This is a genomic window from Stenomitos frigidus ULC18 (assembly GCF_003003795.1).
Taxonomy (GTDB): Bacteria; Cyanobacteriota; Cyanobacteriia; order Leptolyngbyales; family Leptolyngbyaceae; genus Stenomitos; species Stenomitos frigidus_A.
Map to the genome: position 1 here is coordinate 22063 of NZ_PVWK01000026.1, position 23937 is coordinate 45999.

Consider the following 23937-nt stretch of genomic DNA (forward strand, 5'->3'; position numbering starts at 1 on the left):
AGTCTTACAGCACCTTGCTGAGATATTGATGAATGAACTGTACCGCGATCGACCCTTCGCCTACGCCAGAGGCGACCCGCTTAACTGAACCTTGGCGCACGTCACCTGCCGCAAAAATGCCGGGAACATTGGTCTCCAGCAAAAACGGGTTACGCTCCAACGTCCATCCTTTGGGCCGTGGCTGATCTCGCGTCAGATCTGGCCCGGTTGAAATAAAGCCTTGTTTATCTCGTTCCACGACGCCGTCTAACCAATCGGTGCGAGGGCTGGCACCGATGAAGACAAATAACGAGGTTGCGGGTACCGTGTTGTTTTCGCCCGTTTCCGCGTTAGCAATGACGATCGCTTCCAGGTGTGTTTCTCCTTTGACCTCAATCACACTGCAGCCTGTACAAACGCTAATGTTTTCTGTGGCTTCAATTTGCTCGATCAAATACTGCGACATGCTTTTTGTCAGCGATTCACCCCGCACCAATATCACGACACGACGAGCATATTTAGAGAAATGCATCGCTGCCTGTCCAGCTGAGTTGGCGCCACCGATGATATAAACGTCTTCACCACCACAGGCGATCGCCTCAGTCATTGCTGCACCATAGTAGACGCCCGCGCTGTTCAGTTGATCGATCCCCGGCACATCCAGCTTGCGGTAAGAGACACCCGTTGCAATCATCAACGCATGGCAGCTCAGCTCACTCCCATCCGCCAGTTTGACAATGCGATACGGATCTTCGACCCGCACACCGATCGCCTCTTGCGCCAAAATTTCTACCCCAAAGCGGCGCGCTTGCGTCACCGCGCGCCGAGCTAAATCAGCACCGCTTAGCCCTACAGGAAAGCCCAAGTAGTTTTCGATCCGAGAACTGGAGCCAGCCTGTCCACCGGGCGCGTCGCGTTCAAGCATCACAGTACTCAGCCCTTCCGAAGCGCCATACACTCCCGCCGCCAAACCAGCGGGTCCACCGCCGACAATCACCAGATCGTAGAACGGACGCTCTGCATGGGTTCTCAGACCAATTTTTTCTGCCAGTTGAGCGTTGGATGGCTGCACCAACTGTGAGCCATCGGGAAAGAGCACCAGCGGTAGCTGTTGTCGATCGTCCGACTCAGCGTATGTAACCAAGCGCCTTGCCTCTGTCTCTAACTCAAGGTCTAGCCACTGGTAGGGTACTTGATTGCTAGCCAAAAAGCGTTTGACTTGATGCGATTGCGGCGACCAGCGAGAACCTACGACACGGATGCCCTCAAAAGGCGGATGAAAGTTTGCCTTCCAGTCATCTAGCAGATCATCTAGCACTGGATAGAGGCGCTCTTCCGGTGGGTCCCACGGCTTTAACAGATAGTAATCAATTTGGGTCGAGTTAATGGCACGAATGGCGGCATCTGTATCTGCGTAAGCAGTCAGCAAGGCACGTTTGGTCGTCGGAAAGAGCTTTAGTGCGTGTTCTAGGAACTCAACGCCGTTCATTTGGGGCATGCGCTGATCGACTAAAAATAAGGCGATCGGTTCATCCCGTAACTTGAGCTTTTCAACCGTCGACAGGGCAACAGCACCAGACTCGGCGCGGACAATGCGAAAGCGACCGCCATACTGCTGACGCAAATCCCTTGCTACTGCTTGTAACACTTCGGGGTCATCATCAACGGTCAGAATGACAGGTTTAGCCATGCACACTACCAACTTCTTCTTCGCTACTTATAACCCTGTACCTAGCCAATCATGTTTTGAAAGGCTTTAATAAGCTTTCAAAACATCATCCCGAACGCTGCATCTTTAGAGCGATCGGATCAAAACCGGGATCAAACTGAGTCTTGTCATCAAAATACGCGTCTTTGAGATGAACCTGAAACAAATCTGCTCCCCTCAAATCAGCGCCACCTAAATTCGCTCTATAAAAACTAGCGTGCAGTAGATCAGCGCCAGACAGAGTAGCCCCCTTCAAATCAGCGTCTCTTAGATCTGCATTTGAGAGGTTAACCTCCCTCAAATCAGCACCACATAGCCTGGTGCCGTGCAGCTTAGCCTCCCGCATATCTGCTTTATGTAATGTAGCGCTCTCCAAGTTAGCTTGAGTCAAGTCAGCTTTTTGCAAACTAGCATGACTCAAATTGGCGCTGCTTAAATCAGCCTCCATTAAATCAGCGTTCAGCAGATTGGCATCGCCAAGATCAGCGTCCTGAAGATTAATACCTCGTAAGTTCGCCTGTTTCAAAACGATCGCTCTGAGGTTGGCCCTACTAAAATCTCTCACCCCAGTCGCATAGCGCTCCAATAGTTCAGTCGCACCGCTGCTAAACATAATGTCTCTCCTGATTAATGGAAGCCGCTTGCCCCCATTAATGATCAGTGAAAGTCTAGCGCGTTCGTGGCGATCAAGCATCCTCCTCCAAGGCTGACGCGAACTCTTCTCAACAGTCTTGGTAGGGTGAATTGGCACAACAGTGATAGGCGTCTAGCGTCTGGTTGTCTGCCAATTTAAGATGGATAGACAAAAGCTGGATCTGTTGCGAAGCCTACTGTCCTGCATGCTCCCAGACTAATTGTGTGAGCATGCAGACGTTACTTGATGGTCTCAGACCCGATGATTTTAGCAGGGATACCAACGGCTGTTGCTTTCGGTGGAACATCAGACAAAACGACCGCATTCGCTCCAATGTTTGCATCATCGCCAACTGTAACATTGCCAAGGATCACCGCACCAGCGCCAACATTGACCCGCTTGCCTAATTTCGGAGCATCGAAGTGGCGGTCAAGATAACGCAGCCCTAGCGTTACCCCTTGTCGAATGATACTGTCATCGCCAATATGGCAGTAACCATGAATAACAATTCCCCCTTGATGCTCGATAACTACTCGACGACCAAGTTCTACTGTATAAGGCAATTCAATGCCGTAACCATTGCGGATTTTTCGATATAGCGCTTGATAAAGCAGACTAAAAGGGGCCCGCACTAGCTTTGGCTCAAGCGTCATACGCCATACGCCAAAGCGATGTACTGCTACGGCTCGAAACCCTGGTTTGGTCCAGTCACGTCCGTGAACCTCCCAGTCTTCCTGAATTTGCTGCCAAAGCCCTAACGGCTCAGTCTCGCCAGTGCTCAAATCTGTCCTCCCCTCACAAACACACTGTTTACTAGAAAATCACTCCAGATTTTTGGGGGATCGGTATCAGGTTTGCGTTGAATGGCTCGCCGCCAGCGCCATAGAGTGAAACCTGAAAGCCAGGCTGCATCAGCTAGTGCTGCATATAACCAGCCATGATTTTTCAAAAAGTAGCGTCGCCGAGAGTCAAACCAATAGGTGGGCATACGTTTGGGTGGGCGTTTAGAATCGGTCACCCCAGAGCTTTGACCCACAAAATGGACAACGTGACTTTGCGGTACGTACCAGCAAGCCCATCCAGCCCGATGTGCTCTCAAGCAAAAGTCAACTTCCTCAAAATACATGAAGTAGTCTTCATCTAGTAAGCCGATCGATTCAAACACTTCCCGACGAATCATCATGCTTGCACCCGCCACCCAATCCGTCTGGTGGGGGGAATCAGCAACTTTTGGTGCAACTGCCCATTGCGAAAGTAGCTTAGACATGACACCCAATCGTAAACCGAACTCTAGTTCTCCCAAAATATTCGGAAACCGAAAGGCTGATTGCTGCGACGTTGTGTCTAAATCCTCTAACCGGCTGCCTGCAATCCCAACATCCGGCCGATTTTCCATAAACTCCAACAACGCTTTGATAGCGCCTGGACGAATAACGGTATCCGGATTAAGCAGCAGTACATAAGGGCATGAAGCTGTTGGCGCTAAAACGGGACGGATGGCTGCATTGTTGCCAAAGGCAAAACCACCATTTCGGTCTAGCGGCATCAGCGTAGCCCAGTCATGCCATTGGTTCGTGCTCATTGCAGACGCAATCTTCTCAACTGAACCATCACCAGAAGCATTATCGGTGACTACAACGTGACTACCAGGGATTGCCCGAATCTCCTCTGATAGAGAGTGCAAGCAGTCGATCGTTAACGCTGGTGTCTTGTAGTTAAGAACAACAACCAGTAGCGTTGTTGTTTGATCTAATTGAACCGTATTGGACATTAGAACAAACCTTAATTTAGAGAGAAACTATAAGTCTTCATTCAAAAATATCCGTTATCGCGTATCAGAGATCTCCGTAAAGGCTATCACAATGATCAGACTCAAACTGAACAGGCAATGCATCTCGATATGGCACCGAACCTTTTATTGCTTCACCTAACTTGCCTGACAAGTGGCTGTCGAGCCGGAAAACCTTGTGATTCTCGGGTCAGAAGCACTCCGGTAAGGCCACCACCCGCCAATGTGTAAATTGGATTGGGAAAAGCATTCAAAACGCAATCCAGGGCATACATAGCCAGCCCTGCTGCGATCGCAGCTGCAATCACAATGTTAGGGTGTGACCAAGAAGCAGGCGGGTAGAAATACCAGAAGCCTAAAACAGGCAAGAGTAACGCTGTAAAAACGCTCACTAACCCAACTAACCCATTGATACCAAAGGCAATAATCCACAGGCTATCAGTGATTGTTATGACATAACCACCCTCTTTATAAAGCATATTTCTGCCAAAGCCGCCCCAGCCAAATAAGATTCTTTGGCGTGCTTTAGCTGAAAGGACTTCTTCATTCATAAATCTGAATCCAAGAGATTGCAGACGCTCTGGATCAAAGAAATTTGTTAAAAAGTCAATGATTTCTTGTCCAGGAAAATCGCCAATCACTCCTAGGTATAGGTAAATAAACATTCCACCTATGATGAACCATAGTAAAAAACCGGTTCGGTACCACTGCGCTGTAATGACAATAATCAGCCCTGCAGCCAGCAAGGAATAAGCGCCAGTTGCCCTGACTAAAATAAACGTTACTAATAAAAAGCCAACAATCCAGCTGATCGGAATGTTTCGAATCTGCTTGATTGTTTTAGTTCTCCATAGCACAACTCCCATTAAGGTAGCGAACATCATCCACGTACCTAGTACCAAGCCATTCTGCAGAAAAACGGACGGTCTGTATGCTCCATAGCGAATGTCTGCAGCTCCAGCCGTGAAGCGGTAGATAAGCCCATGCAGGTTAACATGAGTGGCAGTCTCAAAAAGACATAAAGGAGCGTAAAGTAGTCCGCCATAAAAAATGCCAATTGCTAACTGACGCAATCCGGAAAAGTTATTGAGATAGATGCGACCCAGAAAGTAGGGGACACCCCAGCCCATCGTTTGCCCAATAGTACTGGAAAACCCATCATAGGCACCAAGGCCATTGGTCATTGATGAAGCGAAGGGACAGAGGCAGTAAACGACGATCGGTATGTCAAACCAGTGGAATCTAAATACCTTAAAACGGTCAACGTTATAAAGACACGTTGCAAGTAAAACAGCCAAGTACGTTGCTGACATTTTGTTGTATTCCACTGGAAGACCAGGCAATTTAAATTCGGCTAATGGTAAGAACAGCCAGGCTGTCACAAAACTAATAACCAATGCTCGCTGCGGCGGAAAGCGAATAAACAAATAAACAACGATCGGGAACCAGGCATACAAAACGAGAGTATTCATAGTTCACCTTCATCAAACCAAAACAGTAGAATGGCAACTGGCAAGGAGCAAAAACGGTACCAGAATGTAAGACGCACATTTCTCGCTCTTTGCCAGTTGAGAAAGGTCTGACTTCGAGCAGGTGCTGCAGGGAGAAATCGTTGGCTAATTACTTGTTTTTCAAAGCATCGCGAGCATCGACCAAAATCGGTGGAATGAACTTCTTCAAAACATCTCTAATAGGTGTGCGTGAAGGTTCTGCCAATTGAAAATTGTCTTGCGGACGAGTTTGAAAAATAGTTGTGTGTGGTGTCCCTAAAGTTTCTTCCGTAGGACGCCCATTGGTGTAGTAGTAGAGCGCTAGTGACTTTCTTGTTCTGTCCTCAGGACAGGTCAAGGGCTCAGGATGACCGTGATAAGAAAAATCAGTGGTGCTGAAAATAACACACCGATTGAAAACCGGAAGCACTCTCTTTTCGCATCGAGTGATATTTTGATCCCATAGCTCAAGATGACCGCCGTATTCTTCCTTCCAATCTTTATTTAGGTAGAGCAGGAAATTTAGGCGGCGATCAAGACGCAATTTTTTATGATGATTGAAGTCTACGTGCATCTTCAAAAAGCCACCTCGTTCAATTTGGTGAAGTCCTCCGCCTTCGAAATGAGGATCTGGAAGGATGCCATCAATGCTCGTCAGTGTTTCCAGGAAGGTGATGAATGTAGAGGAATTGAGACTGTAGAGTAGGAGTCGTGTTGCGTCTCCCATTTGATGTTCATGTTTTGAAGCAAGTTTCTTTTCGGCAGGTGTTTGAAATGATTGCCAGTCAATTTGTCCCGGCTTCGGGAACTCCGTTAGAATTTCTTCCAAAAGCGATTCAGGTAAGAAGTTGTCGATCACGATATGAGGAAATGGTTTCGCTGAAGCATAGTCCTCACGGTGTTGAACCGCTATTTTTTTCAGATAGTCTACATCAAGACGAAACATTGGAGGGGTTGCGTTCATAACATTCTCTAGCGAAATTTCTCGAATACAAAAAATAATCTTGGTCTACTTAGTCCGTACAAAGTGTCAAAAGTCTAATAGTCCAATCAGGCTAAAGTCTTTCCTGGTTAACAACATCACAGAAACTTTGTAGTCATTTCCTCTATCTCTCTATTCTTAGATAAAACGTTTCTCCGAATAGCTTTTGAATTGAGGAAGCACTGCCGTGAGCTAACGTGACATGGCTTAACAACAAAACTCATCTTTAACAACCCTCCAGCCATTGTTAACGGCCTTTTTGCTGAGGTGATTTGTCGATGATTGACTTACGAGTCTTGAAGATCGACATTATCAAAAGACGAAGTGCAAGGTGCAGCATTGGAGTAGCAATTGTTTTTCTAGTGTGCTCTTGGATACATCTCTCTTTCTGTCGAGATTATTCATCGTCAAATAAAAAAGAGTGTGGCTATTTATCATATGCCCAAGAATAGTTCCCAACCGCTTCTCTGCGCCTTCTTGTTTCTGACATCCATAGCGCCCAACCTAGTTTGTCGCTCACAAAAATTGATTAAGCTTGACAGCCTTTGCAAAAACTAACACCTCCCCAAATTTAGCTACTACTAATGGTGTGTGCAGCTCAGAAGGCTACGCTTTCCACTTACAGTCTTGCCGATGAAGTGGCTACGCTTGGATCTGCTGGATCTATGAGTCAAATACGTTGACTGAGATCCCTTCGGACAGGGCTTGGCACCTCACCGTTAGAAGCCTATCCTAACTGCTGAGATAGGCGGTGGCAATCCTCGACTCTTTTACTCAAAATTTACTGTTAGCCTAGCAAAGGGTAATCCCAAAAACGTCAGGTGGAAGGTACGTTAGCAGAGCAGAGCCTCGTGTGAGATGGAGTGATATTCGAATTTCTCACCTCCCTCATCTGATTGATAGGGATTATTGCAGGCTTACAGATTTAGTTCAGGCTTTATCTATGTTCGTAAAGAGGAGATAAAGGACTCTTAAACCGTAAAAAGGTTTGCTACCTTCAGGTGCAACGGGCATAACTACGACAAACTTTTAGTGTAGGCTTCCCAACCAGAAGCCTTTCCTGTAATGTAATTTGTCTGCCAACCAAGCAACTATGTATGCCTGAAAAGCGTGTGTCCCAAAAAATGATCGTGCGTAAACAAACTTCCATTGTTGTGAGTCTGGTGCTGCTGCTAGGGCTGATCATGCCACAAATCGTAGAAGCACAGCCATCCCGTAAGTCGGCAGGCGACGATAAGGTGACAGAATTGCTTAAGGAGGGGCGTAAGCTCGTCGATGCGGGGAATGTGTCGGATGCGATCGCAATTTATCAACAAGCAGCGGAGCTAGATACTAAGAATCCGCGCATCTTTTCGGGCATTGGCTTTTTGCAAGCCAACCAGGGAAAGTTCCGTGAAGCGATCGAAGCCTATCAGCAGGCGCTTACCCTTGACCCCAAAAATGCTGACTTTTACTACGCAGTGGGCTTTAGCGAGGCTAACCTGGGAAACAACGATGCCGCGATCGCTGCTTATCGTCAAGCAACCTTGTTCAACCCTCGCCACATGAATGCTCAAATTGCTCTAGGCGTCGTGTTGACTCGCGAGAAAAACTATGTTGAGGCGCTGCGTGTGAGCCAACGAGCGATCGCGCTTGAGCCGCGCAATTATCGACCCTACGAGCTGATGGGCAACCTGTTTCTTCAGCAAGAGCGTCCTCAAGATGCTATTAAGCCTCTATTGCAAGCAGCTCGTCTTGCTCCCAAGCAAGGCAGTGTGCAGGTCAGCCTCGGTACAGCTTTGCTCGATCAAGGGAATTTAGAGCGAGGCGTAGCGGCGTTTCAACGGGCCAGTCAGCTCGAACCACGTAATGGAGCACTTCAGCTGCGCATTGGCAAGCTTTTAGCAGCGAAGGGTCAATATACTAGCGCACTTAAGTATTACCAGCGGGCTCTGTTCTTAAAAGCAGATCTGGCTGAGGCTCAGGGTGCGATCGGCGATATCTACATGGAAAAGCAAGACTACCTCTCTGCTGTCATTGCGTATCGTCAGTACGTCGCTGCGTTTCCGCAGAACCCCGATGCTTACTACAAGCTCGGCAAGGCTCTCAAAGGACGCGATCGCAGAGACGAAGCAATCACTGCACTAGAACAAGCAAAGCGTTTATATCAAGACCAGGGCAAGAAGGATGCCGCTAAGGATACCGATCACCTGCTGGACGATCTGAAGCGAGAGAAGCAGTAATTTTGTGTCCGCAGCTATTAATTTGCACCACTGAGGCCGACTTCACTAAGCAATAAGCTCAGGCACTAGAGATCGCGTTGGCGGAGGATAAACTCTGCGATCGCCAGATCCATTGGCGTTGTCACTTTCAAATTACTTTCCTCACCCGCCACAATTTTGACGGGCAAGCCGCATTGCTCCAAGAGCGCTGCATCATCGGTGACTTCCCAGCCTTGGCGCACGCCTTCATTATGGCAGTGAGTCAGTTGCTCGACTGCAAAGCCCTGGGGTGTTTGGGCAGCCCACAGTTGGCGGCGATCGGGCGTACTCGTAATCAGTTGCGTGGTGGGCTCTACTACCTTGATCGTGTCTTTCACTGGAATGGCAGCAATGAGTCCTGGGCAGCGGAGAATTTCGGCAGCACAGCGATCGATCAAGGCAGGTGTTATCAGACAGCGCGCACCATCGTGAATGAGCACTCGTGCTGCCACGGCTGGTAATGCTTGTAAGCCTTTGTAGACAGATTCCTGTCGTGTCGCGCCACCGGGGATGAAATGAACGCATTTTGTCATTCCTAGACTGATCACAATCTCCTTAAAATCAGGAAAATCGTCTGGCTGGCCGATGATCCCAACCCAGCGTACCGATCGTGACGCCTTGACCGCAGCAAGCGTCCAGGCAAGCAGGGGTTTGTCCAGTAAAGGCAGCAGCAGCTTGTTGCGACTACTTCCCATACGGCGACCCGATCCGGCAGCAGGAATCAAAAGATACACGGTAGTCCTCTAAGTGTTTATGGTGCACCAGCAGTGACTTTAGAGCATTTCAGGGTACAAGCTTTCAGGAACACGGACGAACGATGGTAACCTTACAGGGATGCATGGAGTCATATACCGGTTGGCGACCTTGCTCAACGCCGCTTGACAACAAGAGTGTCAAGGATCAAACCCAGGCGGTTTTTATATCCAATGGCTAGACGTTGGTTGCTCAAAGCAACGTTGACGTTTTTGGGCTTGCACTCATCCGCGTTTCAAATTATGGGCGTATGGTGACGTACAAGACGCAAAACTTTCCTGTATCTTCACTTAAAATTAAAGGCGAATTAGCGTAAAGAATTATTATGCGAATCGTAGCCCTTGTCCCTGGCGGAATTGGCGATCAAATCTTATTCTTCCCCACCCTGGATGATCTGAAGCGAACCTACCCAAAAGCCCAAATCGATGTGGTGGTTGAACCCAGGGCAAAAGATGCCTACCGGGTTTCTAAATCGGTGCACAGTACGATTTTGTTTGACTTCAAAGGGCGCAATAGCCTGGCAGATTTAGGCAACCTGTTGGGAGCCATTCGTGAGCGGGAGTACGATATTGTTCTCTCGCTAGGACAGCGTTGGACGGTTGGCTTGCTGCTGTGGTTGACGGGCATCCCCAATCGAGTGGGTTATGCCGGCAGCGCTGGCGAGCTTTTTCTGACCAATGCGGTGCCATTGAAAAAAAATCAGTACGCTGCTCAGATGTACCACGACCTGCTACAAGGTCTGGATATCAACACACCCTGCCCTGAACTAGCGCTGAGCGTTCCTCAGAAGGATCTTGCTTGGGCAGAGGGCGAACGTCAGCGTCTGGGCATTCAAAGTAGCGGCTACGTGCTGATTCATGGTGGGTCTAGCCAGCTTGCTAAAACGAAGGGGATCGACAAGATCTATCCCGTCACAAGCTGGAAGGGTATTATTCAGGACTTCGAGCGGCGACAGCCTGATCTGCCGATCGTTGTAGTCAAAGGGCCTGAAGACACAGAATTTGTCGAAGCGCTCTTAGAGGCTAGCCCCAAACTTAAAGTGACGGCTCCGGCGGATATAGGCAAACTGGCGGCAATGATTGCAGCTGCGAACCTGATGCTGTGTACTGACAGTGCCCCGATGCATCTCGCTGTTGCAGTGAAGACGTACACTCTGGCGCTTTTTGGCCCCACCGATCCCAAAAAACTGCTGCCTGAAGGGAACCGTTTTATTGGCATCAAATCGCTGACAGGCAGCATGGTGGACATTTCGCCTCAAGCAGTGTTGGAGAAAATTTGGAGCAGTTAGCGTGTGACCAGACGGGCCGTTTTTCTTGATCGCGATGGTGTTCTGAACCAGGAAGTGGGCTACATCCATGAGGTTACAGACCTGAATCTGATCGCTGGTGTTGCCCAAGCGGTGAAACAACTGAATCAGGCCGGTCTGTTTTGCTGCTTAGTCTCTAATCAGTCTGGCCCCGCGAGGGGATACTATCCCGCCAGCCATGTGAACGCTTTGCACGATCGCCTCTGCCAGCTACTAGCAGCCGAAACTGGAGCGCACCTGGATGCACTTTACTACTGCCCCTACTTAAGCGCACCCGAAGGTGGCACTGAGCCAGCTTACACCCGCTGGAGTACCTGGCGTAAGCCCAATACTGGTATGCTCGTTGCGGCTGCCTGGGCTCATGATTTAGACCTCAACAGAAGCTTTATGGTTGGCGACAAAGCAACTGATGTTGATATGGCGCACAACGCAGGCTGCTCGGGCATTCTGGTGCAGACAGGGTTTGGCGATCGTATACTGAGTGGTCGCTATCAGCACCAAACCAAACCGGACTTTATCGCACGTGACTTACTCAACGCAGCCGACTGGATTTTGCAGCAGATTGACGTCATCTAATGCGGAACCCAGGGGAGCCTAGCTGTAGTACTACAATAGTAGTAGACATGTTCTACGGCGTCTTCAAGTCGTCTCCAGGGCAAGTTTGAGGCGATCGCCCTAGGATATACCCCTACTGGGGAATGCTCTTTATTTTGATCCATAGCATATTGATTAAGTATGCTTATGAGATTGTTGTTGCATCGTTAGGAGGACCATCCTATGACTGTGATAGTTGAAATTGCTTTTTTTGCAGGGTATGCCGCGATCTGTGCATTCTTTGTCGCACGCGTTCATTAGTTCGAGGTTTTGATCGTCAGGAGTTTTGACGTAGTGAGCGTTCAGAGAGGCGTCTCAAGGTTGCTTAGGGCGATGGCTGGGACAGCCTCTACGATAGCAATTTTCATAACAATTCAAAAAAAGCGTCATCAATTTCGTAGCCAAACATTTGAGTCATCGCCTTGAGTCGAGATTGTCCTTCGATGCCTTGTTGCTGCATCCAATCTGCGAGTAAGAATATTTTGTGCATCACGAAAATTTCTAGCGCTTCTGGATTGTATTGAATACCCTCTTTAGGGTGGAATTGGTGGGGCACCAGCATGGCTGTATAGCGGGTGAGTTCGCCTGCTTTCCAGTCCAGCAGAAATGGCAGCCAGGGGTAAAGAGCATCCAGTCGGATGAACCAAAGCCGCACTTCAGGAATTTCTGGCAGTTCTCTGGGATCGTCTGACGCTTGAGGGTAATCGATCCTGAACTGAAGCTGCTGTTCGTAAGCGATTAGTTTTCTCTGCTGTAACAGCGGATCAACGACTGTTTGCGCTGGCGCTAAATCGAGTGTGTTGATGAGGTCTGCATTGAGGGCGATCGTTGTCATGGCTATGAAGTCCAGCAAGCAAGACAGGTTTCTTCCTATCTTCCTTTGAATTGACAGTTCTTTGACGGACGATCGCGGAGTTCACTGAATCTACTCGCGAAGCCTGCATAAACAGTGAGGAGAAACTGGTTTTCTGAATGCTATCAGGATGCTCAAGCCGCTTGTACTGGTGAAGAAACTGGGTTTCTCTGTAAGCACTGCTTAATTTCTCGTAAATCAAACGGTCACTTTCCTTTAAAAGTGCTAAATTCACAGGGAGATTTCACCCAATTTTGGGAGGCTTCATGCTGAAGCAACGGAAGACCCAGGTATGGTTGGGACTGGCGGCACTGGGAGCATTGGCTGTAGGAGCCGTAATTCCACTGATGAAATGGAGTGGACATTGGCACCAGCGATCACCGATCGCGGCTCTTACCGCAGCCGATGGTAGCACCAAGAGACCAGTGAGTGCATTTAAAGCCCTGCCACCCGCGCAGCGCACAAAAGCGCTTGAGGCGATCGTGAGAGGCAAGGAATCGCCAGAGCGTAGCCGTGCCCGCTATCTGCTGGCAGCTGAATTGCTTGAGCAAGGGCAGGGCAAAAAGGCATTAGAACCCTTGCGAGAGCTAGAAAACAGCTACCCTGTGCTGGCAGCAAACGTGCTGAAGCACCGAGCGAAGGCCTATGAACAGATGGGCGATCGGGCTAACGTACAAGGAACCTGGCAACAATTAATCAAAGACTATCCCAAGAATCCAGTAGCGGCAGAAGCTCTGGTTGCTCTAGAACGCGACAATCCACGCTATGGAGATCAAGCGATCGCGCAGTTTCCAGCGCACCCCAGTACGATCGCGTTAGTTCAACAGCGGTTGAAGCAAAATCCTAAACAGCCTCAACTGCTCATGCTGATCGCGAAGCATGCGCTCTACGCCCAAAACTACCTTGATGTGCTGGACGCTTTGACCAGTCACTACGCAGCGCAACTACAGCCCAAAGACTGGGAAGCGATCGCGTTCGGCTATTGGGAAAAGCAACTCTATGGGAAAGCTGGAGCCGCTTATGCTCGCGCTCCTTATACGCCGCTGAATGCCTACCGCATCGGCCGAGGGCTGCAACTCGGCGAAAAAGGCGGGGCGACCCAGGCCTATCAGCGTGTTGTTCAAGCGTTCCCAAATGCTAGCGAGACGGCTTTAGCCTTGCTACGTCTAGCCAAATTAGTCGAACCAGGACAAGCTGTAAGCTATCTGGATCTGGTCGCTCAGCGCTTTCCAGCCAAAGCAGGAGAGGCACTTTTAGAGAAAGCCAAACTGTTGGAGCAGCAGAATAGTCTCAAGTTTGCAGCAGCGGTACGCCAAGTTTTACTCACTCGCTACAGTCAATCGGATGCAGCGGCTGAACTGCGATGGAGCCTTGCCCAAGAGCGCGGCGCAGCGAATGATGCCGAATCGGCTCGCGTGTGGGCAGAGTCCTTGACGATCCATAACCCAAACAGCGAACAGGCTCCTGAAGCGACTTATTGGAGTGGCAAATGGGCGGAACAACTGGGCAAGCAGAAAGAAGCAAAGACTGCCTATGAGCAAGTGCTAGCAAAGTATCCACAGTCCTATTACGCGTGGCGATCGGCCTCGCGTCTTGGTTGGGAAGTAGGAGACTTTAACAGCGTGCGCCAACTCAAACCAGCCGTGACTCGTCCTACATCGCGCCCTGATCTTCCCGTTGGCTCTACCGCACTGAAGGAGCTCTTTCAACTCGGGCAAGACCGTGACGCCTGGAAACTCTGGCAGGTGGAATTTCAAGACCCGATGCAGCCTTCAGTAGCACAGCAATTCACCGATGGGGTGATGCGGTTAAGCGTTGGCGACTATTTGGATGGCATTTTCATGGTGTCCTTCTTACAAGAACGAGACAAGCCAGAAGAACAGGAGCAATATCGATCGCTCAAACGGAAAGCATCCTACTGGCAAGCGCTGTACCCATTCCCGTTTTTAGAGCCGATCGAAACCTGGTCGCAAGAGCGGCAGCTGAACCCGCTCCTGGTCACCGCACTGATTCGGCAAGAATCACGCTTTATGCCGGGTATCCGCTCTAGTGTTGGTGCGACTGGCTTAATGCAGGTCATGCCTGATACAGGAGCCTGGATTGCCAAGCAAATTAAGCTGAAGGAATACCAGCTGAACGATCCCGATGACAATATCAAGCTAGGCACCTGGTATCTGGACTATACCCATCAGGAATACAGCGGTAATTCGATGTTGGCGATCGCCAGCTATAACGCTGGTCCTGGAGCCGTTGGTGGTTGGGTGGCAAAGGCTGGGCAGCAAGACCCCGATGTGTTTGTCGAGAACATCCCCTACAAGGAAACCAAAGGCTATGTCAAATCAGTCTTTGAAAACTACTGGAACTATCTGCGGCTCTACAACCCAGAAATTTCTCAGAAATTGACGCAGGTTTCTCAAGAACATCCGGCAGAAACAGTGCCCAATTCGTGAGGTCAGCTCTAGTAGCAGGATTACCCTAGTGGTAGCAGGATCACCCTAACGGGTACTGGGAAACGTGTCTAGAAATTGCCAAGATGATTGGTAGGGCGCGTCTAACCAAGGGCGGTTAACACTTGCGGGTTCCTATCCTGCTGCTTGTGGTTAACCGAAGCGGCGTTGCCTGCTGGAGTTCCTGCTTTGCGGTCGATCGTGATACCCATTCAAAGCACGATCGTTGCAGATTCATCGTTGGTTGGGGGCACGGCATTGCCGTGCCTCTACAAGATGCGTCGCATTCTCGATGCAAATTGGTGATGAGATTTTTACGTCTAACGTTTCCACGTTTTATTGTGCCAAACTGGCTGACGACATTGGCTGTAACATTGCGCCAAGCAGGTCGTCTGCTGAAGGTTAGCGTGTACAGGCGAATGTTCTGCTCATCTAGAACTGGTCATCTAGGAGACGATCGCGGCGACAGTTCGGTCTAGCTTTTCACGGTACATACCAATGGCTATAGACTTCCAGAAACTTTTTGCGGCTTGCCAGCCTGATCGATCCTTAAATCTGGCGAATCCCGACGATCGCCCATACTACATTGACTTTTCAGCGGTACGTGGTGACAAGATCATTCGTCGATTACGGCGTACGATTGGTGGCTCAAGCCAGTCTACCTGCCAGCTTTTTAGCGGACATGTAGGTTGCGGTAAAACGACAGAGTTATTTCGGCTGAAGAGTGAGTTAGAAGAGGACGGCTACTATGTCGTTTACTTCGAGTGCACAGAAGATCTCGATCTCGATAATGTTGATGTGACAGATGTGCTGCTGGCGATCGCGCGTCAAGCCAGTGAGAAGCTTGAGCAAGACCAAATTTTTTTGGAACCACAAGGCTTCAAGAAATTTTTGCAGGATGCCGTTACGTTCTTACAAACTGAGATCGACATTACCGGAGCACAGGTGAACGTGCCAGGTGGCACCAAACTCAGTGCCAAAAGTGATGGTAAGTTTGAGTTCTCACTGCCGCTGGGTATTGCCAGTATTACCGCCGAAGCGAAGAAAGATAAGAACCTCCACGATCGCTTGAGGCAGTATCTTGCACCACGGACAACCAGTCTCTTAGCCATCATTAACGATGAACTGCTGAACCCAGCTACGATCGCGCTCCGCCAGCGAAACAAAAAAGGGTTGGTGGTGGTGGTCGATAACCTCGATCGGGTCGGGGCGCAAATCAACAACGCCAAGCGCCCACAGAATGAGTACCTCTTCATTGAGCAGGGCTCTGACCTCCGCCGACTGTCTTGTCACTTGATCTACACCATTCCGCTGGTGTTATTGTTCACCAATGAACGGGATCTGCTGGTCAATCGTCTGGGCGGTGGCACGGAACCCACTGTACTGCCCATGGTACCCGTGCAATCCCGCGATGGGCAGGTGTACGAAGAGGGGATGCGCCTGCTGCGGCAGATGGTTTTAGCCCGTGCCTTTCCTGAACTCACGTCTGAACAGGAGCGCTTAGAGCGTGTCCATGAGGTCTTTCAAAGCCCTGCCCTACTCGATCGCCTCTGCTTTATCAGTGGTGGGCACGTCCGCAAACTCATGACACTGCTGTTTTCTTGCCTGCAAGTAGATGACCTGCCGTTATCCAGTGATGGCATTGAAAGCGTCATTCGCGATTATCGAGATGCTTTGCTAGTCACAGTGGATGACGACGAATGGAAGCTCATCATGCAGGTTGTCCGTCAGCGGGTGATTCAAGGCGATGAGCAATTCAAAATCTTGCTGCCCAGTACTTTCTTCTTTGAGTATCGAGACAGCGAGGGGCGTTGGTTTGGCCTCAACCCTGTGCTAGCAGAAACGCGAGAATATAAGCATTGGTTAGAGCAGGCAAGTTAGAGAAGAGAGCAGGGGGAGCAAGGGAAGCAAGGGAGGCAGAGGAGAAGCGGGGGAAGCATAATACCAAGGCTGAGGCTGAAAGCTGAAAGCTGAAAGCTAAAGGCTAAACTTATCTCCAACTAACTCATGACTTCCAACCACTCCTGTCCGCGATCGCGTTAGCTGAGGCTATGACAGACTCTCAACACTCGGAAGATTATGCCAGCGTCAATGAGCGATCGCTGAAACGGTTGGTGCGGGCCATTACGCTATCACAGGGGCGGTTTTCCCTGAATTTTGTGCGGTGTAATTATGTCGAGCTGCAGGCAGAGATGCAACAGCGTCTGCAGGCCGCATGCGGGTTTGAAGTACGTTACTTAACGCTGCCTCCGTCATCACGAACGTTGTTTACTGCGATTAAAGCCACGCTGGGCGACGAGCAACCACTGGCGTTGATGGTCTCTGGCTTTGAGTCTGTTGCTGCTCTCGATAACCTGCTGGTGGCAACGAATCAGGTACGGGATAATTTCCGCAAAAGCTTTGCCTTTGCGCTGGTGCTCTGGATCGATGATGAGGTATTGAAAAAGCTGATGCGATCAGCACCCGATTTCAGCAGTTGGGCTGGCGTACCGATTCAGTTTGCAATCACCACTGAGGCTTTAATTGCGCTGCTGACTAAAGAAACGGATGCCCTGTTTGAAAATGCTATGGAGGTGGGTGCAGGGCGCTTTCCCCGCAGTTCAGCCCTGTATCCCGAAATTGGAGCGCATTCTCGTGGGCAGCTCAAACTGGCGCTGAAGGAACTGCACGATCGTGGACAGGTACCGCCACCAAACCTGGCAGCCAGCCTGCAGTTTGTGCTGGGGCAGGCCGCCTATGCCGATGGTCAAATGCTAGAGGCTCGCGATCTCTATGAGCAGAGTTTGGCCTTTTGGGAACAAGAGACAACGACTCTCGATGCCAATCAGCGCCTTGAACGCCTGGGCTGCTTGCTGTTTTACCTTGGTTTGTGGTGGCGGCGCTGGGCAGTCTTACATCGAGCCGAGCAGCTTGCGGCATGGCACAAAGCCCGCGACTATTTCCAACAGTGCGTGCAGGTCTTGCAAGCGGGCGATCGTCCAGACCTGGCGGCAAAGTTTATCAACGCGCTGGGGGAAGTGCTCCGTCGTCTGGTCAAGCTCGATCACATTTGGGAGGAGCTTGAGTCTGTCGCTCAGACCAGCGTTGCCTTACACAAAACGTATGGTGATCCGCTGCGACTGGCTTACAGTTATGGACTTCTGGCAGAGGTGGCGCTGTCGAAAGCGGATTGGTCTAAAGCGAAACAGTATGCTGACCTGGCACTGGAGACCAATAACCGTTTACCAGAGCCAACGTTAGAAGCACAGCAGCAGTATGCGGAACGGAGCTGGATGAGACAGCACTACCGCAGTTTGTATTTGTTGTTACTCGCGCAGGCCCAACGGCATACGGATTCTATGCAGCACGCTGTTGAAACTTTAGAAAGGGCTAAAGCGGATTGCAACCATGCCTATGATCCCCTGCTCTATATCCGCATTTTGGAGACACTACGCAACATTTATTACCAGCAGTTGCGGTATGTCGAAGCGTTCCAAACCAAGCGCGATCAGCAATCGATCGAACAACAGTACAGCTTACGTGCCTTTATTGGAGCCGTACGCTTGCAACCAGAGCGGCAAGTCATTAACCCAGCGCTCGTTCCCATTGCCTTACCAGAGTCGAAAGCAGGCAGCAATCATCCTGACGAACCACCACCGCAAGCCGTCGCCGTGGCGCAAGAGATTCTTGCCTCTGGTCGGTACCGAGATGTTGAAAAACTGATCAAACGCTTGAGCGAACCCCGTTATAACCTGACCATCATTCATGGGCCATCGGGTGTAGGCAAAAGCTCCATCATCGGTGCGGGCTTGATTCCTGCTCTTAAACAGAATCCGATCGGCGATCGCAGCGCTCTGCCGGTGGTGCTGAGGGTTTACAAGGATTGGATCAAGGAATTAGGGAAAAGCTTAACGGCAAGCTTACGCGAAAAAGGCATTCGAGATACCGCCCCAAGCCTGGAGAACACCAGCGACATTCAAGTGTTGCTGGCTCAGCTGCGAGACAATGCCGATCGCCGCAGTTTGCTCACCGTCTTAGTGTTTGACCAGTTTGAAGAGTTCTTCTTCGCGAACCTCAAGCTGAGCGATCGGCGTCCGTTCTTAGAATTTCTTCACCAGTGTCTCAACCATCTTCCCTTCGTCAAAATCGTCCTTTCTTTGCGCGAAGATCACCTGCACTATTTACTCGAAGGGAGCCGTCTCTACGCGGATGACATCACAGACAACATCCTCAGCCGCGACAAACGCTACCCATTAGGCAATTTTTCGTTGAAGGATGCTAAGGAGATCATTGAGCAGCTAACGCTCCGCTCCGAGTTCCATTTGGAGCCAGACCTCATCAACCAGTTAGTGAATGATCTGTCAGCCGACCAGCAAGAAGTCCGCCCCATTGAGTTACAGGTTGTGGGTGCACAACTGCAAGAAAGCGATATCACCACCCTACAGTCTTATCAAGCGCTGGGCTTGTTTCCCAAAGAAAAGCTGGTTGAGCGCTTTCTTGAGCAGGTGGTCAAAGACTGTGGCCCCGAAAACAAACAAACTGCCACTCTGGTTTTATATGTCTTGACGGATGACAAAGGCACACGTCCGCTGAAAACTCAGCCTGAACTCATTGCCAATCTGCAAGCCTGGGAGTTGTCTGCGAGTGCGGATCAGATTGATCTGGTGTTAGCCATCCTCGTCATGTCGGGGCTGGTGCTCGAGATTCCCGAAGTGCCCGTCAAGCGCTATCAGCTTGTACATGACTATTTGGCCACGCTTGTCCGGCAGAAGCTGAACCAGGAAGTTGAAGACTACAAGTTTAAGCAGCAGCTTGACAAAGCGAGAGAAAGCGATAAGGCCAGAGAACGCCTAGAAGCTGATGCGCGCAGTCGTCAGCTACGGCGACAGGTCATGATTTCTGCTGGTTTTGTAGCGGTGCCACTGCTCGGCCTGGTTTTATTCTTAGTCACTGACTTTATTCTCCAGAGAAACAAAGCCGCGATCGCTGAAATTGATGCCACTAACGCGCTTTCATCTAGCCAACTCAGCAGCAATAATCAGCTCGAAGCATTAACCAACGGCATTCGAGCCGTCACTCAACTGCAAAAACAGCAAGCGCAGCCAGGTGCAGTTTTGCTTGATCTTAACCAAGTGCGAAACAGAACGATCGGAAACGTGTTCGCAGCCGTCTACAGCATTCAAGAGCATGACTATCTTATTGGTCACCGTTTATGGGTTGCCAGCGTCAGCTTTAGCCCCAACACAAAACTCTTTGCGTCCGCCAGCGCCGACAACACCATCCGGCTCTGGACTCAGAATGGTAAGCCACTGAAAACGCTTGAAGGCCACGAGAGTGGAGTGAATAGCGTCAGCTTTAGCCCGGATGGGCAACGCCTGGCTTCTGCCAGCGATGATAAAACCATCAAGCTCTGGGATGTGCAAGGCAACCTGCTCACAACCCTATCAGGGCACGCTTTTCCTGTCACTAGTGTGAGCTTCAGCCCCGATGCTCAACGGTTGGTGTCTACCAGCGATGATTTTACAGCCAAGCTGTGGGATATTCGGACGAACCGCGCAATCAAAACCCTCAAAGGTCATACAGACCGGGTAAAAGCCGTTAGCATCAGTGCGGATGGAACGATCGCCACCGCCAGTTGGGACGGTACAGTCAGACTTTGGTCACGGGATGGCATTGAACTTAAACGCTTTAGTAATGATCTCGTCAGGTTATGTGACGCCAGCAAAGCTAGAGTCAGACTCGGCGATGAACTCAATCAGATCGGCGTCAACCTTGAGCACCTCTGTCGTGAAGGCAACACTAAATTCACGAGTGTTAGTTTCAGCCCCGATGGTAAAACGATCGCGGCGGGTAACTGGGATACCACCGTCAAAGTTTGGAATCGAGCCGGGACGTTATTGCAAACGCTGACTGGGCACAGCGATCGCGTCACTAGCGTTGCGTTTAGCCCCAGTGGCGCGGTGATTGTGTCTGCCAGTAATGATGGCACCATGAAACTCTGGGATAGCACTACCGGGATCATGCGCAGGACACTCAAAGTGCCTGGTGTGATTAGTGCCAGTTTTATGGATGACAATACGCTAGTTTCTGCTGGTGCTGATGGCGCAGTAAAACTCTGGAAACTGGATGGCATCGCTCCCGCCACGCTGGCGTATGAAACAGCCGTGACCAGCATAAGCTTTAGCCCTGATGGTCAATGGCTGGCTAGTGCGAGCAAACGGTTTGAGCAAGATCCCAGCGTCCTGACGACGATCAAGAATCTGAAGCTGAATGCGGCTGGTGCCAGAGCTTTGGTGGATGGGCAAATTAAACTCTGGAGTCTTGATGGCAAGCGAACTGTTTTCTCTTTCCCGTCTACAGGCAACTTTGCTAGCGTTAAGTTCAACCCCGATCCTCAGCGTCACATGCTGGCAAGCGCTGAAAATTCACTCGATCGCAACGGACGCTTGCTCAAGGCCCAAGTGAAGCTTTGGAGCCTTGATGGCAAACAGTTGAAGCAAATTGGGGCAGAGGGCGAGATTAGTGATTTGAGCTTCAGTCCCAATGGTCAGCAGCTCGCGATCGCCGAAAATACGTTGTCAGGTTCTGCGTCGAAGCAGGGTAAAGTCAAGCTCTGGAATCTTGATCGTCATACGTCTAAAGTCCTGGTTGTTAACAATAACAAAGTGAATAGCGTCAGCATCAGTATTGAAGGGATCATTACGACTGCCAGTGATGACTCAACCATCAAACTGTGGCAGCAGGATGGGCAGTTGCTGAACACGTTAAAAGGGCATACCGACATCGTCAATCATGTTAGCTTTAGCCCCGATGGTAAAACGCTTGCCTCTGCCAGCACAGATACAACCATCAGGCTCTGGAACCTGAACGGACAACTGTTGCAAACACTCACAGGCAATAGTGGCTCTGTCCTCAGCGCTAACTTCAGTGCCGATGGCAAGCTTCTCGTGTCGGGGAGTGATGACGGCAAAATCAAGCTTTGGAGCGTCACGGATGGCTCACTTTTGGCAATGCTTCAAAAGAGCGATCGACCGATTTATAGCGTTAACTTCAGTCCACAGAACTATCGACTCATTGCGTCTGCAGGCAGTGATAACAAAGTGAGCCTATGGCAATTTGAGCTCAATTCACTGATCACCAGTGGCTGTAGCTGGCTAAAGCCCTATCTCAAAACAGTGCAGACTGCCCAAAATGAGCACTTATGTCCTTCGTAAAGCTTGGCAGCGTGCTGTTACAGCTTGTGAGAAGGTAGCCCTAACTGCTGGCGAAAACCCTCATCTTAAAGGGCATCTTGCCAACCCGCATGAAAAACGCGTTGGAAAGAGTGCTCGCTGCGGTTAGCGCCTTACACCATACAGATTCGCACCTGTTAAATCAGCACCGCTCAGATCAGCACCACGCAAATCTGCACCACTCAAATCTGCATTCCTCAAGTTAGCATTACGCAGGTTCCAACCTCTTAGATCGGCTCCGCTCAAATCACAGTCAGGGCAGGCATTGGTGTTTTGTAATTGTCTAACATGACTAGGATTGGCAGCAGCAACACTACCTGCTAGTGCAACGGTTGTCAGCATGATAGCTGTACTTAAAAGCTTCAGTTTCATTGTTCTCACTTCCCTGAGCAGACTTAACGCCCTCGGTTTCTCATTCTGTTCTCATGGCGATCGAGCATGTACATGATTGATACTCGCTCCTTTCCCAGCCTACCGGATTACTACGTTAGACTGCCTGTAAGCTTTAAGACCAAGTTGGGCTGGCTTTAGTTCCTCTTTAATCGAAGCAACTAATCGAAGCCAATTAACCGAAGTAAATGATGACTGAGAAACCTGACCCAAGCGCGTAGGCACCACAGGCAACGTCTCATCAAAGCTATTTTGGTCTCTAGAGCAACTGTTCACTCTTCTCTGAGAGCCCAACGACTCAAGCTTCTGCGCTGATATCCTACTGGCTCATACCAGCATTTATACCCTACTGGCGCACATCACCATTGAATTAGCAGGCAAAAATCAGTAGTATGTGAGCCGGAGCAAGGTTAAACACCTGGTCTCGTAGAGCTAGTTCTACAGATAGATGGCGGTTGCTAGAGGCATTCTGTAAACTCACTGTTAAGTTAATGAGCAGTTTTAAAAGCCAGTTATGGATGACTTCAAGCTATCAATTGTGATGTTCTTAATCAAGAGTGGTTTTGCTCTCGGTCAAGACTTCTCGATGGATGCCAATGGCGACCTGATTATTGGCAGCCCAGAGACGTTTTCTGCACTTTCGGAGTTTATGGATTCTACCTGTTAGGGATCAATTCTTCCAGCGCGGGCTTAGGCTGACCGCAGCGTTTGACTTTGCCACTGGTTGTCTTGCCAATGGCGTTGCTGTAGCTGGTGCATGTGGTTGAATAGCTGCCAGCAGTACTGCTCTGGTAGACCACACGTCACGGCGCCACGTAGCACAACGTTGAAATACCAGTCGTTAGGAGCGAGTTCTTCGTCGAGCTTATCGACCACTACGTAAGTACGTACGTTGGAGAAGCGCTTTTGCTGACATTCAATTTCTACTGTTTCACGACGGTAGCCCCCGGTAGGAACCTCTTCTCGCTCGTCCAGACGCTCGCTTAAGCGCCAGGGCAAGGTATACAAAACGCCTTCTACAACCGCTTCTGGATCACTGACAACATCTAGTACGCCGCAGTCCCGACGTGCTGAGCGGCGGTAAAAGCCTAGTCTATAGCCTTTGAGTGTTGCCGGTCCAATCACAAATGGATGCGTCGCTTCACCTAGTGTGCGCTTCAGATCAACTGGGCACATACAGGAGCCATAGGCAAAGTAATAAAACGCAGACTCATCTGATTGGACAGACTGGTAGTAAGAAGGCTCTTGAGATATCAACTTAACGTGCGGCTCAGTGCCACTGTTGAAGGGGGGTGCCATACCGTTAGGGGAGTGAAATTTGAACTTTCAGATCACCTGGATGCATTTAAAGTAGCGTATTCCGATAGAAAAACGCATGTTTTATCGAACTGTCTAATTGACATGGTCAAGGGGTGTCTCTTACTTCTCTTGCCACTTGTTCAGAGTTTAATGCAGCCGACTGCTGAAGACCGATTGGTTAAAGCCTCTTTACGAATACTTCAGGAATTACGTGGTGATCATGAGCCGTTTGATGAAGACTAGCCTTGACGAAATGTGTGAT

18 protein-coding genes are annotated in these 23937 nt (G+C 49.9%); 8 read left to right on the forward strand and 10 right to left on the reverse strand.

The genetic code is table 11. The features are described from left to right. Positions 1-4 precede the first annotated feature (4 nt). From C7B82_RS05165 to C7B82_RS05190, 6 genes are all read right to left on the reverse strand, one after another. Positions 5-1669 (reverse strand): response regulator, encoded by a 1665-nt coding sequence (locus C7B82_RS05165; RefSeq protein ID WP_106255242.1) that lies wholly within the window; start codon positions 1667-1669, stop codon positions 5-7. A gap of 85 nt (positions 1670-1754) precedes the next feature. Then, positions 1755-2300: a pentapeptide repeat-containing protein gene (locus tag C7B82_RS05170; protein WP_181357353.1), complete on the reverse strand. Its 546-nt coding sequence runs from the start codon at positions 2298-2300 to the stop codon at positions 1755-1757. 260 nt (positions 2301-2560) lie between these two features. Next, positions 2561-3103 carry a serine O-acetyltransferase gene (locus tag C7B82_RS05175; protein ID WP_106255244.1) on the reverse strand — a complete coding sequence of 181 codons (543 nt, stop codon included), beginning with the start codon at positions 3101-3103 and terminating at the stop codon, positions 2561-2563. Further along, positions 3100-4092: a glycosyltransferase family 2 protein gene (locus C7B82_RS05180; protein ID WP_106255245.1), complete on the reverse strand. Its 993-nt coding sequence runs from the start codon at positions 4090-4092 to the stop codon at positions 3100-3102. Before C7B82_RS05180 ends, C7B82_RS05175 begins: the two co-directional genes overlap by 4 nt. A 152-nt stretch (positions 4093-4244) precedes the next feature. Then, complete coding sequence (locus C7B82_RS05185) at positions 4245-5582, reverse strand: hypothetical protein (protein WP_106255246.1); 1338 nt, start codon at positions 5580-5582, stop codon at positions 4245-4247. Positions 5583-5730: 148 nt separating this feature from the next. Then, the gene (locus C7B82_RS05190; protein WP_181357354.1) at positions 5731-6564 is read right to left on the reverse strand and encodes a 2OG-Fe(II) oxygenase; all 834 of its coding nucleotides are present in this window, start codon (positions 6562-6564) and stop codon (positions 5731-5733) included. Positions 6565-7679: 1115 nt separating this feature from the next. On the opposite strand from C7B82_RS05190, the gene C7B82_RS05195 reads away from it, so the two are divergent. Then, positions 7680-8804, forward strand: a complete 1125-nt coding sequence (locus C7B82_RS05195) for a tetratricopeptide repeat protein (RefSeq protein ID WP_106255248.1) — start codon at positions 7680-7682, stop codon at positions 8802-8804. Between the two features lie 65 nt (positions 8805-8869). Here C7B82_RS05195 and ispD read toward each other — a convergent pair whose 3' ends face one another. Continuing rightward, entirely contained in the window at positions 8870-9556 is a 687-nt protein-coding gene (ispD, locus tag C7B82_RS05200) for a 2-C-methyl-D-erythritol 4-phosphate cytidylyltransferase (RefSeq protein ID WP_106255249.1), read from the reverse strand. 344 nt (positions 9557-9900) lie between these two features. Between ispD and C7B82_RS05205 the strand changes: the two genes are divergently transcribed. After that, complete coding sequence (locus C7B82_RS05205) at positions 9901-10863, forward strand: glycosyltransferase family 9 protein (RefSeq protein ID WP_106255250.1); 963 nt, start codon at positions 9901-9903, stop codon at positions 10861-10863. A gap of 3 nt (positions 10864-10866) precedes the next feature. Then, positions 10867-11457: a D-glycero-alpha-D-manno-heptose-1,7-bisphosphate 7-phosphatase gene (locus C7B82_RS05210; RefSeq protein WP_106255251.1), complete on the forward strand. Its 591-nt coding sequence runs from the start codon at positions 10867-10869 to the stop codon at positions 11455-11457. 382 nt (positions 11458-11839) lie between these two features. Here the strand turns inward: C7B82_RS05210 and C7B82_RS05215 are convergent, their stop codons facing one another. After that, on the reverse strand, positions 11840-12310 hold the full coding sequence (locus C7B82_RS05215; RefSeq protein ID WP_106255252.1) for a CRR6 family NdhI maturation factor: 471 nt from the start codon (positions 12308-12310) through the stop codon (positions 11840-11842). Positions 12311-12594: 284 nt separating this feature from the next. On the opposite strand from C7B82_RS05215, the gene C7B82_RS05220 reads away from it, so the two are divergent. From C7B82_RS05220 to C7B82_RS05230, 4 genes are all read left to right on the forward strand, one after another. After that, positions 12595-14778 carry a lytic transglycosylase domain-containing protein gene (locus C7B82_RS05220; RefSeq protein ID WP_106255253.1) on the forward strand — a complete coding sequence of 728 codons (2184 nt, stop codon included), beginning with the start codon at positions 12595-12597 and terminating at the stop codon, positions 14776-14778. Positions 14779-14922: 144 nt separating this feature from the next. After that, positions 14923-15081, forward strand: a complete 159-nt coding sequence (locus tag C7B82_RS31955; protein ID WP_181357355.1) for a hypothetical protein — start codon at positions 14923-14925, stop codon at positions 15079-15081. A gap of 192 nt (positions 15082-15273) precedes the next feature. Beyond that, positions 15274-16656 carry a P-loop NTPase family protein gene (locus C7B82_RS05225; RefSeq protein ID WP_106255254.1) on the forward strand — a complete coding sequence of 461 codons (1383 nt, stop codon included), beginning with the start codon at positions 15274-15276 and terminating at the stop codon, positions 16654-16656. Positions 16657-16826: 170 nt separating this feature from the next. Then, complete coding sequence (locus C7B82_RS05230; RefSeq protein ID WP_106255255.1) at positions 16827-21968, forward strand: nSTAND1 domain-containing NTPase; 5142 nt, start codon at positions 16827-16829, stop codon at positions 21966-21968. A 123-nt stretch (positions 21969-22091) separates the two neighbouring features. Here C7B82_RS05230 and C7B82_RS34160 read toward each other — a convergent pair whose 3' ends face one another. Beyond that, the gene (locus C7B82_RS34160; RefSeq protein WP_106255256.1) at positions 22092-22358 is read right to left on the reverse strand and encodes a pentapeptide repeat-containing protein; all 267 of its coding nucleotides are present in this window, start codon (positions 22356-22358) and stop codon (positions 22092-22094) included. 559 nt (positions 22359-22917) lie between these two features. Here C7B82_RS34160 and C7B82_RS34165 point away from each other — a divergent pair. Further along, positions 22918-23043, forward strand: coding sequence for a hypothetical protein (locus C7B82_RS34165; RefSeq protein ID WP_281258929.1), 126 nt, complete (start codon positions 22918-22920; stop codon positions 23041-23043). A gap of 23 nt (positions 23044-23066) precedes the next feature. Here the strand turns inward: C7B82_RS34165 and C7B82_RS05240 are convergent, their stop codons facing one another. After that, a complete protein-coding gene (locus C7B82_RS05240; protein ID WP_106255257.1) occupies positions 23067-23675 on the reverse strand; it encodes a gamma-glutamylcyclotransferase family protein in 609 nt (202 codons plus the stop codon). Between the last annotated feature and the right edge of the window lie 262 nt (positions 23676-23937).

Excerpts from the sequence above, each read along its gene's own strand:
- C7B82_RS05165 (WP_106255242.1), bottom strand. The coding sequence starts at position 1,669 with ATGGCTAAACCTGTCATTCTGACCGTTGATGATGACCCCGAAGTGTTA.
- C7B82_RS05170 (WP_181357353.1), bottom strand. The coding sequence starts at position 2,300 with ATGTTTAGCAGCGGTGCGACTGAACTATTGGAGCGCTATGCGACTGGG.
- C7B82_RS05180 (WP_106255245.1), bottom strand. The coding sequence starts at position 4,092 with ATGTCCAATACGGTTCAATTAGATCAAACAACAACGCTACTGGTTGTT.
- C7B82_RS05185 (WP_106255246.1), bottom strand. The coding sequence starts at position 5,582 with ATGAATACTCTCGTTTTGTATGCCTGGTTCCCGATCGTTGTTTATTTG.
- C7B82_RS05190 (WP_181357354.1), bottom strand. The coding sequence starts at position 6,564 with ATGAACGCAACCCCTCCAATGTTTCGTCTTGATGTAGACTATCTGAAA.
- C7B82_RS05195 (WP_106255248.1), top strand. The coding sequence starts at position 7,680 with ATGCCTGAAAAGCGTGTGTCCCAAAAAATGATCGTGCGTAAACAAACT.
- C7B82_RS05205 (WP_106255250.1), top strand. The coding sequence starts at position 9,901 with ATGCGAATCGTAGCCCTTGTCCCTGGCGGAATTGGCGATCAAATCTTA.
- C7B82_RS05215 (WP_106255252.1), bottom strand. The coding sequence starts at position 12,310 with ATGACAACGATCGCCCTCAATGCAGACCTCATCAACACACTCGATTTA.
- C7B82_RS05220 (WP_106255253.1), top strand. The coding sequence starts at position 12,595 with ATGCTGAAGCAACGGAAGACCCAGGTATGGTTGGGACTGGCGGCACTG.
- C7B82_RS05225 (WP_106255254.1), top strand. The coding sequence starts at position 15,274 with ATGGCTATAGACTTCCAGAAACTTTTTGCGGCTTGCCAGCCTGATCGA.
- C7B82_RS05230 (WP_106255255.1), top strand. The coding sequence starts at position 16,827 with ATGACAGACTCTCAACACTCGGAAGATTATGCCAGCGTCAATGAGCGA.
- C7B82_RS34160 (WP_106255256.1), bottom strand. The coding sequence starts at position 22,358 with ATGAAACTGAAGCTTTTAAGTACAGCTATCATGCTGACAACCGTTGCA.
- C7B82_RS34165 (WP_281258929.1), top strand. The coding sequence starts at position 22,918 with ATGTTCTTAATCAAGAGTGGTTTTGCTCTCGGTCAAGACTTCTCGATG.
- C7B82_RS05240 (WP_106255257.1), bottom strand. The coding sequence starts at position 23,675 with ATGGCACCCCCCTTCAACAGTGGCACTGAGCCGCACGTTAAGTTGATA.